Raw genomic sequence first — 15,855 nt, 5'->3', positions numbered from 1 at the left:
CACCGCCCGTGCCCACCAGGCCGCCTGCCTCGGCATGTTTTCATTGCCAAATCGCCGCCCCCCCCCTGTACAGGTGCTGATTCCTGAGCTATGATTACCACTAGCCAGGAGGGCCGATATGACGAATGGACCGAATCCCGCCAATTCGCGCCGGCAACTGCTGGCGCTTTTTGTTTGGCTCCTGCGCGCTTTGAGCTTGGTAGCGCTGCTCTCCCTCTCTTCGCTGGTCCACGCGACCCAGTTCCGAGATTGCGATGATGGCCTCCAGCTGATTTGCGCCGATGGAGATTCTCTCGCGCCCGTCGACTCGACGGTCTTTGCCGGGAACCCCATCTTCAACAAGCACTTCACGGTCTTCCTCTGCTGGGAGCCGGGCGCCCCTGGGGCCACTGGGGCCCCTGGCTCCCGATGGGACGAAGACGACTTGCGCGAGTTTGCCAACATCGTCGTCGACTCGCTGGCGGGTGATGTGAGTGGAATGGCGAAGTCGATCCTCGACTACTTCGGCGAGGACGCGTTCGCTTCCGTCGATACGCTCTTCGGAATCCAGACCAAGACTGGTGCCCCCGCGGGGCAGGACACGACCTACACCCACTTCGGAATCTACATCTTCGACACCTGCCGGGTTATCAATGCGACACATGAGTACGTGACAGCCCACATCGAGGGCCAAGACGGGCAGTTCTTGACACCTTGGGAGGTCGCGCGCGACGCCTTCGCACACGAGTGGCAGCATGTTTGCCACCACAGCTGGCAACGTGTGGATCGGAGCACATCGATATTCGAGAGCTTCGACGAAATGTGCTCTGTGCTTTCCGCATCCAAGTACGGCCTGGATGGCTCCGATACGCACACGTCTCCCTATGATACCCCGGTCAGCAATAACGGAAGCGGCTCTCACTACGCCTCGGCCTGCCAGAACGCGGTACCCGTGACCCAGGACAGCCTCCTCGGGTCGGGGTGCCTTTCGAGGTTTGGCAACGTCTACAATGACTGGGCGATGTTCGCGATCTACCTGGACAACGTATTCACGTTGCCCGGCGAAGCGCTAGAGGACAGCCTGGTCTACCGCTGGATCCGCACCTACACGGAAGATGAGGGCCATCGGACCTACTTGCACAATTTCCCGGGACTGGGGATTGCGCTGGATGTCCCAGACCTCGATGCCTTTTTCTCGTCTTCCAGTGCGAGCCCGCACCAGCGTGTCAACGAGGTCTTCCGCGCCTATGGCCTCGCGAAGTTTCTCAACCTTCAGAGTCCCACATCGGATGAGGAAATCTACCAGTGGCTCGGAGAGGGCGACGATCCCGATGGCTACCAGCCTCAGGCGCTGTACAACTTCCTTCAGGACTCGAACGGGGTTTGCTACGACAACATCCAGGCGTTTCCTCCCTACCACACGTGCTCGTCCGATCGTCAGGTGGTGTCCGGGTGGCAGTTCAGCTCAGATTACTGGCCCACGGACTGCGACGCGGATGACTACAGCTGGTTCGTTCCGGAGTGGAACAAGCGACGCTTGGTAGGGGTCCAGACCTTCGCTAGCAACTACCTTGTGTTCCAGCCCCCGGACACTTCTGGGGTGGACCTCAGTGTCAGCTTCCGCTTCCTCGATGAGTATCCTTGCATGATCTGCCCCACCGATCCAGACAGCGCCTATGCACTGCAATCGGTGACGGCGGCGTACGAAGGCAAAGTCCGACTCGCCGTGGATCTGATTGGCTATGACCTGCCCTTCGCACCGGACGACCTAGATCCACGCGACAATGGCCTGGATGTGTACGGCGAACGGAAGCGCAGCATCGAGACCCACTGGATCGAGCCTGCGCCAGGGCAGGTCGTTGATTTCAACGTGACGGACTTCGGCAAGGGGAATAGCGATGCTGTTGCGCTAGTGCTCACGCTTGTTCCCAAGGAAGGGGTCGCGGGGAACCTCAATCCCATCATGCTGCCCTACGAGTACCGCTTTCAGACCGTTCCGGACACAGTCGTGAGCCTCCCCGACACGATTGGTGGTACCGACTGCCATGTCGTCGTCGAAGCTGGTGAAACGGCCTGGGTCGACGGTGAGGTACGGATCCTGCCGGGTTGCGACCTCACGGTTGAAGAGGGAGCCAGGGTCTACTTCCGAAACGCTACGTCCAAAATCGTGGCCGATGGAGGCTCCCTCCTGGTGAGAGGCACCGCCGAAGCGCCAGTGGAGTTTCTCCCGTCGATTCTTCCGGGGGACACGAACACAGACTACGCAGGGCTTTTCGCAGAGAATCTCGGGCTATTGGACCTCGACTACTGCCGGCTGAATGACGCGGAGCAGATCGTCGCCGACAGCGCCCTCGTGAGAATAAGCTACTCCACGCTCTATCTGGCCGACACCAACGACAACGCAATCGTCCTTGATCTTCAGAATGGCCCGCGGGAGCCCGCGCTGGAGTACTGCGAGATCCCGAGTGTCAATCGAATCTGGATCGACTCGGGAGTCGGCAGGTCGGCTGAGATCGCGAATTGTACGATCTCTCAGCGGGAGAACTTCCAGTCTCTCCTCTCCCTGCCTCCTCCCCTGGTCTACTGCATGAGGGGTACCCTCAGTGTATCCAACACGGAGATGTACTTCCTTAGGACGGGCATTCAGATCGGTGAGAAGTTCATGCCGCACCAGCCGATGGCGTACCTTGGGCCAAACCTAACGATCGAACCGCACTCAGCTGCAGTTGCTCCTGAAACCGGGATCCAATGCAGGGGGAGTTCTAGAGTCTACGCCCAGTACTGCGACATTGCGGGTCCACGGGTCGGGGCTAAGAACTGGGACTCCGCCCAGCTCAGCCTGGACCACGTCGACATCCACTTGTGTGACTACGGCGTTATCAACTACGCCTGGAGCGGTACCGTTGACCTTGGCGCGCCGGGTCAGAGCGCGGGCGGAAACTTCATCGCGCCGCTAACCACCAGTGCGGACTGCTGGACGTACGTGCAGGGAACACCAGCTTCCTGCTACGAGGACGCTGCCGAAGTTGAGATGGTGCGCATCTACAACGCCACGACCAACGTCATTCCGGCGGAGGGCAATGCCTGGGGGACCTGCGAGGGCTTTGGGGAGGACTATGGGATTGACTGCATGTGCCCTGACGCGTTCTTCAAGCCCGATTCAACGCGCGTCGATTTCGGACCCTGGACCGCTCAGAACTCTCTCTTCGCCTGCGGGACGAGTCCTACTGACCCCGGTTTCTACATCGGTATAGAGTCCGCGGCTCCACCACCTGAGGGCGCTTGGCCGAACCCGTTCAACGGGCAGATTCACTTCCGCTATAGGGCACCCGGCGCTCCGGCAAGACTCCAGGTCTTTGACATCCTTGGCCGGGAAGTCCGGAGGCTCTCGGCAACGATTGGCGAGAACGGTGATCAGCTCTTCATTTGGAGGGGCGACTCCGAACAGGGCCAGCCTGTCAGCTCGGGAGTCTACCTGTACCGCATCGTCGGAGAAGCCAAGACACTCAAGGGGAAGGTGATCTATGTCAAGTAATCCCAGAAGCTTGAGGTTGGGCAAGGTCGTTCTTGTGGTCGCCGTTGCCACAGCTTCCATTCACTCCTCACACTGCAGAGCACTCGAGATCGAGGAGACGGCCCTTGCCTTTGCTGCGGACGCCAGCAGCGGGGGGTTCGTGACTGTCGTAGGCGGCGCAGGCATCGTGGCGACTGGTCGGCAGATCGTGCTAGAATGGTTACTCGTCACTCCGGTTTCTCTGAGTGACGACGATGTCCTTCTCGGCCTTGAGGTCCTTTGCCGTAGCGGAGATGACGAAGTGTCCATGCTCCAGCTCCTCGACCTGTTCCCCGCCAAGGAGGACGGCGAACACCGAGAGATTCTATTCGACTTGAGCCCTTTGGCGATGCTGGATTCCTTGCCGTGTCCTGGGGACAGCCTGCTTCTTCGGCTTGCGCCACAGGAGGAATCGGTTGTCCTCACGGTCGATGTGGAGGCCCCTAATGCGAATCTGCAGATCGTTCAGTTTTAGCTACGCCATCTTGCTTTCGGCCATGCTTGCTGCCCTTGGCCTAGGAGTTCCTTCCAGCGCCACGGCCGCGCCGACAGAACGCGGTTTTCTGTCGATTGACATCCACGATGGCGTCCCTTACTCGCCGATCTGGGGGCCAACCAGCACTACAGTGGTGGGGAACTTCATGACCTGGCCGGACGACACCTTTGACGAGGGTTTCATCGTTCAGCGGATCTGGTTCTACCATGGCGGCGACTACGCCGAGTCTGGCATCCCCTATGAGGTACATCTGATCTACCGGATTCGCTACAGCGACGGATCAGAGGGCTTTTCCTTTCAGCGACTCAACGAGTATACGACCACTTGCAACTACTGCTGGGAGGAGCTTGATGTATTTCACTGGTTCGCGCTGGGTGGTTCGAACGAGGAGGAGACCTTCGGGGTGTTCATCCGGCCCCTCGCCGGTGGAGGTGCCGACGGCCACCATCCCATGCTTTGGCGAGACCAATCCTCGGACCATGTGCACCTGTCTGCCATACTAAACACATGGTTTGGCCGAGACACCGCCCCTGCCCCCGAGCCTCCGGGGGACCGCGACCTCTATACGCTAGGCATCTACTTCAGCGACTACGGGATGGGCGAGATTCTCCTCGGGATGGAGATCGAGAGCGACGGGATCGTCGTCGTAGAGCCCACGAGCTTCTCTGCAGTAAAGTCGCTGTACTGAGCTCGCGCCGGACACCCACCGTCCGCGCCGAAGGACCCGCAGGACCATGCCCCGCTGCATCGCCTTTCTCCGCGCCATCAACGTCGGCGGTCACACCGTCACCATGGACGCCCTGCGCGGCCACTTCGTCGACCTGGGCATCGCCGCCCCTGAGACCTTCATCGCCAGCGGCAACGTGATCTTCACCACCCGCGCGCGCTCGCTGCCCGCGCTGGAGACGAAGATCGAACGCCACCTCGAGGCCGCCCTCGGCTACGCCGTGGCCACCTTCCTGCGCACCGACGTGGAGCTGGCGGCGATCGTCGCGCATGCGGACGCGCTGCCCGCGGCCACGGCCCACAACGTGGGCTTTCTCAAGGCGCCGCTCACCGCGCCCCAGCGCCGCGCGCTCGCGGGCCTGGAGACCGCCATCGACCGCTTCCACCTGCACGGCCATGAGCTGCACTGGCTCTGCGATGCAGAGCAGAGCGACTCGACGTTCTCCAACGCGGTCTTCGAGAAGACGCTCGGCCAGCGCGCCACCTTCCGCGGGCTGAACACGCTGCGGCGACTCGTGGCGAAGTATCCCGCGACCTAGAGGTTCGACTCCACCTGCCCCCGCAGCCAGCGCAGGTAGTCGGCGCGCGCAGGCTCTTGCTCCGCGCGGGCCAGCCCCTCCAGCCAGAGCAGCGCGTCCTGGCCGCGGCCCAGGTCGATGAGGCAGGCGGCCCGTCGCAGCACCAGCGCGCGGTAGAGCGAGTCCCGCGGCACGGGGTAGCGCAGGCCGAGGCCGTAGCAGTCCACGGCGGGGACGAGCTGCCCGTAGACCTCGCAGACCGTCCCCCACTCGTAGTAGAAGGTCGCCTCGGAGCCCGTGGGTCCCGCCGGCCCCAGTTGCAGCGCCGGAGGTTCGGGAATCGCGTCGCGTTCGGCGAAGGGCGTCTGCCAGCGCGGATTGCGGTAGACGACGATCTCCGGCCCGCCGCCCGTGGGCGCGAAGTCCGCCACGCGCTCCCAGTCGCGATCGAGTCGCGCGTAGAACGCGCACTGCGCGGCGAACTGCGCCGGGTCGCGCGCGTAGCGGCCGCGCACTGCGTCCGAGGTGACGAGCAGGTCGGCCATGGCGTAGAGGTCGAGGTCGTAGAGCGGGGCCGTGCGCTCGGGGTAGACCTGGTACATGGGGATCAAGAGCGCGCCGAAGTCGGGCCGCGTTTCGAGCGCCTCGGCGCGCGCGCCGATGGCCCTGGGCAGCGAGAGCGTCTGCTGCGGTCCCGACAGCTCGGGCCCGTAGAGCTCGCTGACCACCAGCGAACCGCGCGGCACGTTGGCCTCGATCCAGCGCGTGGACGTGGCCCGCGTGTCGCTGCCGATGCTCCGCAGGTAGCCGGGGTAGGCGAGGAGCGAGGGCGCCGCGGCTGCGAGGAGTAGCGCCGCGGCCAGGCCCGCCCGTGCGGGCGCGGCGAAGGCGCGGAGCCGGGGGAGATCCAGCAACGCCTTCGCCCCCGCCGCCGCGAAGAGCAGCAGCAAGGGCAGCGCCGGCAGCAGGTACCGTTCGGCGTGGAGCGTCCAGGTGTTCACTACGAGCAGGTAAGGCAGCAAGAAGGCGGCGAGGATCAGCGCCGCGGGGCGCCGCCGCGCAATGCCGTGCGTCAAGCCGGCGAGCGCGAGCAGCGCGGCCGGCCAGCCGAGGAAGCTGCCGGCCAGCACGCGGCCGTAGTAGGCCAGGCTCGACGTCCCCGCCAGCCCGAACTGCCCCAGGCTCAGATGCTGCTGCTCGTAACCGAAGTGCTCGCGGAAGGTGCCGAAGTCGATGAGCACGTAGGGGCTAGTTGCCGCGAACACCAGCGCCGCGGCAGCGAGCGCGGCCACCGGCCACCACGCGCGCAGGGCCGCGCCGTGTTCGCGCCGCGCGACGATCGCCGCCGCCCCCAGCGGCAGCGCCAGCAGCGCGCCCGTGTACTTCGTGGAGGCAGCCAGGCCCATCGCCGCGCCGGCCGCGAGCCAGGCGCGCAGGCTCGGCCGCTCGGCGGCCCGCAGCAGGGCGAGCAGGGTGAGCAGCGTGAAGCAGGTGAGCGGAACGTCCACCTCGATCATCTGCGAGCGCGCGATGTGCGTGGTGCTCAGCGCCAGCAGCGCCGCGCCGCCCGCGGCAGTGAGCGCCCCGCCGAGGCGGCGGCCCAGCGGCCAGGCGAGGGCGACCGTCGCCGCGCCGAAGAGCGCCTGCAGCGCGCGGCCCGCCAGCATGACGGCACTGGGATCCACGACGTAGTGGGCGGCGAAGTCCGTCGCCGAGTCCACCATGCCGGCGAGGCGCTGGACGCCGAAGACCGCGCCCTGGAGCGCGAGGTGCAGGTAGAGCGTGAGGCTGGGGTAGTTGAAGAACTCGGGGTCGAGGTGGAGCGTGCTCTGCCCCCACCGCCACATGTACCAGGCCTTCTTGAGAGGAACGGCTTCCTCGAAGACGAAGGGCAGACCCCAGTTCAGCAGGTACAGCCGCAGGCCGAGGGAGAGTCCAACGAGACCAGCCCACAACCAAAGGCGCGCGGTGCGGGTCACTGCCAGGCCTCCGAGTCGTAGTTGGAGCTGAGTTCGAGGAGGGAGTCGCCGTCCGCGCCCACGAAGGGGGCGAGCTGGGCTTCCTGGAAGCGGGGGTCGTCAGTGGCCAGATCGGCATACCAGACGATGGGCGCTCCTCGCGACACCAGACGCCGCTGCATCCTCAGCAGGGCCGCAGGGTCGGCCAGGAGCGCTCGCGGCGCCAGGTCGGAGGCGACGCACTCGGCCGCGGCGGCCCCCGCCGCTTCACCGATAGCCCACTCGATGGGATGGAGGCGCGTGCAACTCGCCGTGATGTGCGTGACGCCGAGACAGCGCCCCGCGGCGAGGAGGTTCTCAATCCGCTCGGGGACCAGCGCTACCAGGGGGATCTGGAAGGGGCGCGTGGCCTCGGAGGATATGGTCTCGGCGCAGGGCCCGGGGTGAAGGTCCAGCCCGTAGTGCCCGATGGCGACCGCGTCCCGAAAGAAGCGGCCCCGGCGTCGCCCGGGAAGCAGGGCCTTGGCGACATCCTGCTCACGCAGGGTGGTCCAGGCGGCAAGCCGCCTGGACTCGCGGACATAGGGGTGGAGGGCGAGGCCGTCGTCGGAGCCCATGGCGGCGATGAGCAGGCGCAGCTCGGGATGGCCGACACCGCCGTCGGCGCGGGGCATCGCGGTCTGCATCCAGTGGAAGAAGGCAAGGCTCAGCGCCTTCGCCTCACGAAGGGCGGCCAACTGCTGCTCGGGATCCGCGCTGAGCAGTCCGCCCCCGCGGTAGTCCATGGTCGGCCAGTTGACGAGAGTCAGCGCGCAGGCGTGGGCGGCGGGATCGAACTGCGTGGCGTCAATCAGGCGACGGTAGGTCCAGAGGGATCCCGGCGCGCCGGGGAGCGTGGCGTGCAGCGTCGGGGGACCGGCGTCGCCAGACGCGCTCCCGAGAGGCAGAGGCCAGGGGTCGTCGAAGCCGGCGTCAGCCACGACGCGCGCGTAGTCGGGCGGCGCAGGCCAGGGGCGGCTTTCGCCCGGACGCGCCTCGACGACGAACGGGTAGGTGAACGCCGCCTCGCAGCGCGAGTCAGCCAGCGCTGGAGCGCTCGGCTCCCCGGTGACGTTGCGGGACTCCGCGCCAACCGTGTAGTGCGCGCCGACCAGCGGCAGCAGGTCGCCGAGGGCGGTGGCGTCGAGATAGTAGGCCGAGCGAACGCGACAGCGGGCGGCGGAGTCGAGTTGTACCAGGTCCACCGCGACGACCCGCGCGCCCGCGACCTCGGCGCGATAGGGCTTCCAGCGGCGGAGGATGCTCAGCGCTCCACTTGCGCAGTGCGGGGCCAGAAGGCTGTCCAGGGCCGCAACGCCCACGGCAGGCTCGAAGGCCAGCGCACTGGCCCAGCAGTTGCCGGGGTTCAGTCGCGCGGGCGGCGGCGTCGCGCGGCAGAGCGGGCGGTAGTGATCGCGTATGAGCGCGCGGAAGCGCTGGTAGCTGCGAGTTGCGCCGCTAGTTTCGACCCAGTAGTTCTCGTCCAACGCGGAGACGCCCTCGGCAGTCGCTTGTCCCCCCAGCCACCGGGTCTCCTCGCTGAGCAGGACCCGCAAGCCGGCGTCGCAGGCCGCAAGCGCGGCCGCGCAGCCGCCGAGTCCCCCGCCGGCGATGTAGACGTCGACCGCAATTGAATCAGGGGGCGCAGACTCGGCGACGTGCACCAGGCTCAGGCATTGCACGTCGAGCACGGTGGCCGGCGTCGCTCTCTGGGCAAGACCAGCGAGCAGCGTCAGCACAAGGAAGAGTGGGCGGCCCATGCCGCAAGCATAGCGGGAGCGATCGCCGCGGGCAATGCGACCCGCCCCCGGGGGCGGGCTAGTAGACGCTCTCGACCCGCGTGACCTCGGGGATCTGCTGCTTGAGCGTGGCCTCGATGCCCGCGCGCAGGGTCATGGTGCTGGCCGGGCAGCCGTCGCAGGCGCCGACCAGGCGGACGAGGACGACGCCGTCCTCGGTCACGTCCACCAGGTCCACGTTGCCGCCGTCCATCATCAGCGCCGGCCGGATGATGTCCAGGGCCGCCTCGACGCGATCGTTCAGCGTTGCCTCCGTCATCGCACACCTCACTCTGCCGGGCGCGCCCGGGCGAAAGGTCTAGGCCGTCTGGGTCGCCGGCAGGGCCGCCAGCGCCGTCTCCAGGTCCGCGAGGATCTCGTCGCCGTCCTCGATGCCCACGCTGAGGCGCACGAGGCCGTCGGTGATGCCCGCCTGCCGCCGCAGTTCCGGCTTCATGCTGGCGTGGGTCATGCTGGCCGGGTGCTGGATCAGGGTCTCCACGCCGCCCAGGCTCACCGCGAGCTGGGCCAGCGTCACGCCCTCCATGAGCGCGCGGCCGGCCTCGAGGCCGCCCTTGAGCTCGAAGCTGATCACCCCGCCGCCCCCGCTCGCCTGCTTCCTGGACACGGCGTAGCCGGGATCGCTGGCGAGACCGGGGTAGCGCACCCAGGCCACCGCCGGGTGCTGCTCGAGCCGCTCGGCCACGCGCTGCGCGGTCTCGCAGTGCCGCGCCATGCGCAGGCTGAGGGTCTTGAGGCCGCGGTGCACCAGGAAGGCGTCGTGGGGCGCCAGCGTGCCGCCGGCCAGGTTCAGCGCCGGGCGCAGCAGCTTCCAGTCGGCCTCGGTCCTCGGGATGATCGCGCCGCCCACCACGTCGGCGTGGCCGTTGAGGAACTTCGTCAGGCTGTGGACGACCACGTCCGCCCCCAGCTCCAGCGGACGCTGCAGCACGGGGCTCAGGAAGGTGTTGTCCACGGTCAGGCGCGCGCCGGCCGCGTGGGCCAGCTCCGCCGCGGCGGCGAGGTCGGTGACCGCCAGCGTCGGATTGCCCGGCGTCTCAATGTGAACCACGGCTGTGTCTTTGCGGATCGCCGCCTTCAGCGCGGCGAGGTCCGAGCTGTCCACGAAGGTCGTCTCGACGCCCAGCTTGGCGAACATGCCGTTCAGCAGGCTCGTCACCGGGCCGTAGACGGACTCGCTACAGACCACGTGGTCGCCGGTCTTGAGAAATGCCGCAAAAGTCGTGTGGATGGCGGCCATGCCGCTGGCGCAGGCCAGGCCCATGAAGCCGCCCTCGAGCTCGGCCAGCGCCTGCTCGAGCGCCCGCACCGTGGGGTTGCCCAGGCGCGTGTAGATGAACCCCTCGCCCCGGTCGTTCCCCCCGGCGAAGAGCCCGGCGCCGTGCTCCACGCTGTCGAACTTGAAGGTGGAGGTCTGGTAGATGGGCGGCACCACCGCCCGGTGCTCGTTGTCGCCCACGCCGGCGTGCACGCAGCGGGTGTCCATGCTCTCGTGATCGGGGTGCTTGCTCGCGCTCATGGAAGGGCTCCCTTGGATGGAATCGGCCGGGTGGGCAGGGGTCCGGGCGAGACCAAGATAGCCCCCCCGCCGTCGTTTGTCACGCCTCCACGGCCCGCTGCCCCGCGGGTTCTTTGCCCCGCCCCGCGCCCTTCCCCTATAATTAACTAGACTCGGCTGTCGCTCACCGAAAGCCATTGCAGGGGGGGAATGACATGACTACTGCTCGCAAGCGGATGCTGTCGCTCGTACTGGGCGGTCTGATCACTCTCGGGACGGGCGCTGCCATGGCCCAGAACTGCGCCGACTACCACGGCCACATGGACCTGCTCTCCCTGGAGGCCACGAGCGGGCTGTCCGAGGGCTTCGCCTTCGACCCGGTCGCCGGGCGCGCCTACGTCGCCAGACGCGCCAACACCTACTACGAGTGGGGCGCCGGAATCATGGTCGTGGACACCAGCGATCCCGCGCACCTCGGCGAACTCGGCGCCTGGGCCGGCACGGACGCCGACATCTACGGCCTCGACCACGTCAACGGCCTCCTGCCCCTGGGCGACGTCCTCTGGGCGGGCATCACCGGGCAGGACCTGGTGGTGCTGGACGTGACGGACCCCGCCGCCATCGTCCCGCTATCCACGCTCGATCTGCCCGGCGTGCCGCGGGACTTCGTGAAGGTGGGCGATCTGGTCTACGCGGCCGTCTCCGAGGCGGGGCTGCAGATCCTCGACGCCGTCGATCCGCTCGCCCCCGCGCTCGTCGGCTACGCGGACAGCTACGGCGACGCTCGCGCCCTCGCTCTCCTGGGCGACTACGCCTACCTCGCCGCGGGACCCTTCGTGGGGCTGCAGGTGGTGGACGTGAGCAATCCCGCCGCGCCCGTGCACCTGCTCGACCCCGCCGTGCCCGGCGACATTCTCGACGTCACCGTGGCCGGCGGTCTCGTCTACACGGCCGGCACCGAGGGCCTGCGGATCTGCGCGCCGGCCGGCGGCGGCGCGCTGACGGTGCTGGGCAGCTTCGCGCCGGCGGGCGTCGACACGATCTTCAGCGTGAGCGTGGAGGGGAACCGCGGCGTCGTCAGCGGCGGCGGCCAGCTCTACCTCCTCGACCTGAGCGATCCCGCGGCGCCGGTCGTGCTCGGCGTCACCAACACGACCCGCGGGCTGCGGAGCGTCGCGCTGCGGGACGGCCTCGTCTGGGGAGTGTCCCACGAGTCGCAGCTCGACAGCTACTACTCGGCCTTCTTCACTCTCGATCCCGCGGACGGCAGCATGGTGCCCACGAGCGAGTACCTGCCGACGTCGGGCAACGTGCGCGCGATGGCGCTGGGCAGCGACGGCTATCTCTACCTGCTCACGCAGTCCGGCGGCAACGTCGTCCGCTTCGACGTGAGCGCACCGGGCGCCACCGCGCAGGCCGGCCTGGTCGATCTCTACGGCAACGGCATCGCCCTGGCCGCCGGCAACGGCTTCCTGCTGGCGTCCACCGTCGACGTGGGCATCTACACGGTGGGGCTCGATCCCTTCGAGCCGGTCCACGACTTCGACCCGGGCGATTACGTCGAGGGCATCGTCATGGACGGCGACCTGGCCTACCTCTCGGTCAACGACGCGGGGCTGCAGATCTACGACTACAGCGACCCGCTCGCGCCCGTGCAGCGGGGCGTCCTCGCCGGCGAGGGCATCTTCCAGGCCGTTCAGCGCGGCGACCGGCTCTACATCCAGCAGTACTTCCTGAGCGCCAACGACCACCTCTGGACCGTGGACGTGAGCGACCCCGATGCGCCTGTGCTGCTCGACGACCTCACGATGCCCTTCGATCGCATCGGCGAGCTCGCGATCGTCGGCGACTACCTCTACGTCGGCGGGCTCGAGGACGGCTACGGCCTGAGCTGCTACTCCCTCGCCGATCCCGACGCCCCGGCCCTGGCCAGCAGCATCGAGCTGCCGGCGTCGCCGAGCTGCTTCGCGGTGGACGGCGACATCGTCTACGCGGGCTACAACCGCTACTTCATGAACAAGGTGGAGGTGCTGGACGCCACGGAACCGGCGGCCCCCCTGCGCGTGGGGCAGCTCGACTGCCTGAACATCCCCAGTTCCCTGCGCACGCTGGGCGATCGACTCTTCGTGGGGCTCTGGGGCGCGTTCGTGGACGGACTCGAGGTCGGCCCCGTGCAGTGCCAGCCCACGGCGGTCGAGGACACGCCGCTCGCCGCGCCGCTCCTCGTCGCCCATCCCAACCCCTTCAACCCCAAGACGCGCGTGAGCTTCGCGCTGCCCGAGGCGGCCTTCGCCACGGTGAGCATCCATGACGTCACGGGACGCCACCTGCGCACGCTCACACGGGCGATGCTGCCCGCGGGGCTCAACCAGCTCGACTGGGACGGCGCCGACGACCGCGGCCGCCCGCTCGCCTCGGGGCTGTACTTCGCCCGCCTGGAGGCGGGGACGCTCCACGCGTCCTGCAAGCTCGCGCTGATTCGCTGACCGTCGCTCACCGGGGAGGTCTCGCGATGTTCGCAAGGAAGCTCCGTGTCCACCGCGCCGTCCTGACGGCGGCGATTTGCCTGACCCTGGCCGCCGGCGCGCGTGCTCAGGACTGCGGCGACTACGACGAGCACCTCCGCCTCGGCGCGGGCCGCATCTTCAGCACCGGCGTCCCCTTCCGCATGGACCGCGCGGGCGATCTGGCGGTGGTGGTGAACGGCCTGGACGACGGCCACGGACCGCTCTGGGACGGCGTGGACGTCTTCTCCCTCGCCGACCCCGACGCGCCGGTCCTTCTGAGCAGCGTCGACGTCCACATGCCGCGCGACGTTCGCCTGCACGGCACCGTGGCCTACGTCCTGCGCAGCGAGTACTACAGCACGCCGGCGCGGCTGATGGTGCTCGACCTCAGCGATCCCGGCGCGCCGCAGTTCCTCGCCGGCGGGATCGATCTGCCCGGGGACGCGCGGCGGCTCTGCCTCGACGCGGACGGTGACCGCATCCTCGTGACCTGCGCCGCAAACGCCATGCTCGTGGTCGACGTGAGCACGCCCACCGATCCCCAGCTCCTCGGCACGGCGACCTTGCCCTCAACCCCGCTCGACGTGGCGGCGGCCTGGGGCTACGCCTTCGTGAGCGACGAGATCGACAACCTCCGCATCCTCGACCTCGCCGATCCGTCCGCGCCGGTGCTGGTCGGCACGCTGCCGCTGGGCGACAGCTACCCCGAGGTGGAGGCGGAGGGCGGGTACGTCTACGTGGCGGGCGACGGCCTCAAGATCTTTCTCTGGCAGGGCGGCGGCCAGCTCGAAGTCCGTGGCGGCGTGCCGCTGAGCAGCTACGGAGTCCGCGTCCGCAGTCTCGAGCTGAACGGGAATCTGGCGGCGATGTGCAACGAGTGGGGCGTCTACGTCGAGGACGTCAGCGTCGCCGCAGATCCGCAGCGCCTCGTCGACCTGCCGCTGTCCTACACCGATGCACTGCTGCCCCGCTGCCTCAACCTGGACGACGGCTCCTGCGCCATCGTCCTCGGCGGCACGGATGGCTGGGACATCCCCCCCACCGAGTGGCCCGTCTCTCAGGTCCAGGTGCTGCAGCTGGGGGATCTCCAGGACGCCACGCTGCCCTGGACCGCCCCCGTCTCGCCCAACGCGATCTGCGCCGGCGCCACACCGGGGCTGTACTACGCGGTGGGCCCGACCGGATTCGTCGAGCTCGACATCAGCGACCCCGCCGCCGTCTCCGTGCTGCGCGAGCTGCCCCTCGACTACAGCGAAGCGCTGGCGGTGGACGGCTCCCTGGCCTGCGTGGGCGTCGACCCCCTCAGCTCCGGGCAGGGCTTCGCGCTGATCGACCTGGTGAACTGGGAGATCGTCCATCAGGCGGACTGGGGCTACTCCGGCCACGTCTTCGCCTGCGCGCTGCGCGATGGCTACGCCTACCTGGCCGCCGGCACCCGCGGCTTCGAAGTCTACGACGTGAGCGATCCCGCGCAGCCGGCGCTGGTCGCGCACTTCGACCACTTCAGCAACGACGTCGACCTGCGCGGCGACACGGCCTTCGTGATGTCCCGCGCCGAGCTCTACGCCTACGACGTCAGCGATCCGCAGGCGATCCCCGCCCCGGCGGTCTGGGAGCACCCCGACGCGGAGTACAACTTCAATGGTCTCGGCCTCCTCGGCGGTACGGGCTACATGTACTGGAGCGGGCCCTACGGGGCCACGGAGCTGGCCGCCGTCGACCTGGCCCAGCCGGCTGCGCCCATCCCAGCCGACAGCCTCCGGCTGGTCGGCGAAATGCAGTCCTTCGACGCCCGGGGCGTGCTCGGTCTCGTGGGCGGCGGCTACGACCCCGACCTGCTCTACCTGCTGGACCTGAGCCTGCCCCTACACCCGCGGATCGCCGCCACGCTGCGGGGCCACTTTGACCTCGTCCACGTCGCGGACAACTGCCTCATCGCCGTGGGGAGCAGCGGCGGATCGATGCGGCTGGGACCGCTGCCCTGCTGGCTGACGGCGGCGCCGGACACGCCCGTGCTCGCCGCGCGGCACCTGCTCGCGCCACACCCCAACCCCTTCAACCCCACGGTCACGCTGACCTTGCGCATGCCGTCGGCGGGTGCGGGAAGCCTGGCCATCCACGACGTCAACGGTCGCCGCGTGCGCCAGCTCCTCGCGGGGAGCCTGCCGGCCGGTGAGCGAAACGTGCAGTGGGACGGCCGCGACGAGCACGGCGCCGCGCTGGCCTCGGGCGTCTACTTCGCGCGCTTCGAGGGCGGCGGCGTGAGCGAGGCCGTGAAGCTGGTCCTGCTGCGCTGAACGCAGTCGCATTCAGCCAGACGCTCAGGTAGGGGGTCAGGCGCCCTTGCGCCGCACGTGGAGGGTCTTCGTCGCGTCCGGGGGGCGCGCCGGGCCGGCGTCGGCGGCGGCCAGCGATTCCCGCGCCCGATCCACCACGAAGGCGTGAACCCCGAAGGTGGCGGCGACGGCGTCCAGTGAGCCCTTGAGCAGGAAGCCCCGCCCCAGGGGGTGCCCGTCCGCGCGGCGGATCAGGGACTGCACCGCCTCCTCGGACGGCTGAAAGGGCCTGGCCTTCGGCATGCGGTCGCACCTCCTCGCCAACACGCCGGCCGCCCGGCGCCGGGCGGCGCCTTCATCCGGCTTTCACCCTGATACGCCTCCCCGCGCCCGCCTGTCAAGCCGAGGCGGCGTTGCCGGTTTTTCACAGATTCGACGCTTTGTCGTGATTCTCCGCGGCCGTGGCGCGTCCCAGCTCCATGTAACGGCGCCTCGGCGCCCCGTCC

Annotated in this window: 11 protein-coding genes; 6 read left to right on the top strand and 5 right to left on the bottom strand. The window is 68.2% G+C overall.

Features of this window, described 5'->3' with window-relative positions:
- Positions 1-196: 196 nt before the first annotated feature.
- The 4 genes from H6693_11030 to H6693_11015 are packed head-to-tail and all read left to right on the top strand — an operon-like array spanning position 197 to position 5,293.
- Positions 197-3,514 (top strand): T9SS type A sorting domain-containing protein, encoded by a 3,318-nt coding sequence (locus tag H6693_11030; protein ID MCB9516717.1) that lies wholly within the window; start codon positions 197-199, stop codon positions 3,512-3,514.
- A 16-nt stretch (positions 3,515-3,530) separates the two neighbouring features.
- A complete protein-coding gene (locus H6693_11025; GenBank protein MCB9516716.1) occupies positions 3,531-4,007 on the top strand; it encodes a hypothetical protein in 477 nt (158 codons plus the stop codon).
- Positions 3,979-4,716, top strand: coding sequence for a hypothetical protein (locus H6693_11020; GenBank protein MCB9516715.1), 738 nt, complete (start codon positions 3,979-3,981; stop codon positions 4,714-4,716). Before H6693_11025 ends, H6693_11020 begins: the two co-directional genes overlap by 29 nt.
- Before the next feature lie 46 nt (positions 4,717-4,762).
- On the top strand, positions 4,763-5,293 hold the full coding sequence (locus H6693_11015) for a DUF1697 domain-containing protein (GenBank protein ID MCB9516714.1): 531 nt from the start codon (positions 4,763-4,765) through the stop codon (positions 5,291-5,293).
- Here H6693_11015 and H6693_11010 read toward each other — a convergent pair.
- From H6693_11010 to H6693_10995, 4 genes are read right to left on the bottom strand one after another with little or no spacing between them, the layout of a single operon-like run.
- Positions 5,290-7,251 (bottom strand): glycosyltransferase family 39 protein, encoded by a 1,962-nt coding sequence (locus H6693_11010; protein ID MCB9516713.1) that lies wholly within the window; start codon positions 7,249-7,251, stop codon positions 5,290-5,292. The two genes, H6693_11015 and H6693_11010, sit on opposite strands and share 4 nt — an antisense overlap.
- Positions 7,248-9,029: an FAD-dependent oxidoreductase gene (locus tag H6693_11005; GenBank protein ID MCB9516712.1), complete on the bottom strand. Its 1,782-nt coding sequence runs from the start codon at positions 9,027-9,029 to the stop codon at positions 7,248-7,250. The genes H6693_11010 and H6693_11005 overlap by 4 nt, the downstream gene beginning before the upstream one ends.
- A gap of 58 nt (positions 9,030-9,087) precedes the next feature.
- Entirely contained in the window at positions 9,088-9,312 is a 225-nt protein-coding gene (locus tag H6693_11000) for a NifU family protein (GenBank protein MCB9516711.1), read from the bottom strand.
- Between the two features lie 54 nt (positions 9,313-9,366).
- Positions 9,367-10,554 (bottom strand): aminotransferase class I/II-fold pyridoxal phosphate-dependent enzyme, encoded by a 1,188-nt coding sequence (locus H6693_10995; protein ID MCB9516710.1) that lies wholly within the window; start codon positions 10,552-10,554, stop codon positions 9,367-9,369.
- Between the two features lie 248 nt (positions 10,555-10,802).
- On the opposite strand from H6693_10995, the gene H6693_10990 reads away from it, so the two are divergent.
- Both H6693_10990 and H6693_10985 read left to right on the top strand, forming a co-directional pair.
- Positions 10,803-13,052, top strand: a complete 2,250-nt coding sequence (locus H6693_10990) for a hypothetical protein (GenBank protein MCB9516709.1) — start codon at positions 10,803-10,805, stop codon at positions 13,050-13,052.
- Positions 13,053-13,078: 26 nt separating this feature from the next.
- Positions 13,079-15,370: a T9SS type A sorting domain-containing protein gene (locus H6693_10985; protein ID MCB9516708.1), complete on the top strand. Its 2,292-nt coding sequence runs from the start codon at positions 13,079-13,081 to the stop codon at positions 15,368-15,370.
- A gap of 36 nt (positions 15,371-15,406) precedes the next feature.
- Here the strand turns inward: H6693_10985 and H6693_10980 are convergent, their stop codons facing one another.
- Positions 15,407-15,652, bottom strand: coding sequence for a hypothetical protein (locus H6693_10980; protein ID MCB9516707.1), 246 nt, complete (start codon positions 15,650-15,652; stop codon positions 15,407-15,409).
- Positions 15,653-15,855 lie beyond the last annotated feature (203 nt).

Source organism: Candidatus Latescibacterota bacterium (genome assembly GCA_020633725.1).
Classification (GTDB): Bacteria; Krumholzibacteriota; Krumholzibacteriia; order JACNKJ01; family JACNKJ01; genus VGXI01.
This window is presented reverse-complemented; position numbering and strand designations above follow the sequence as displayed.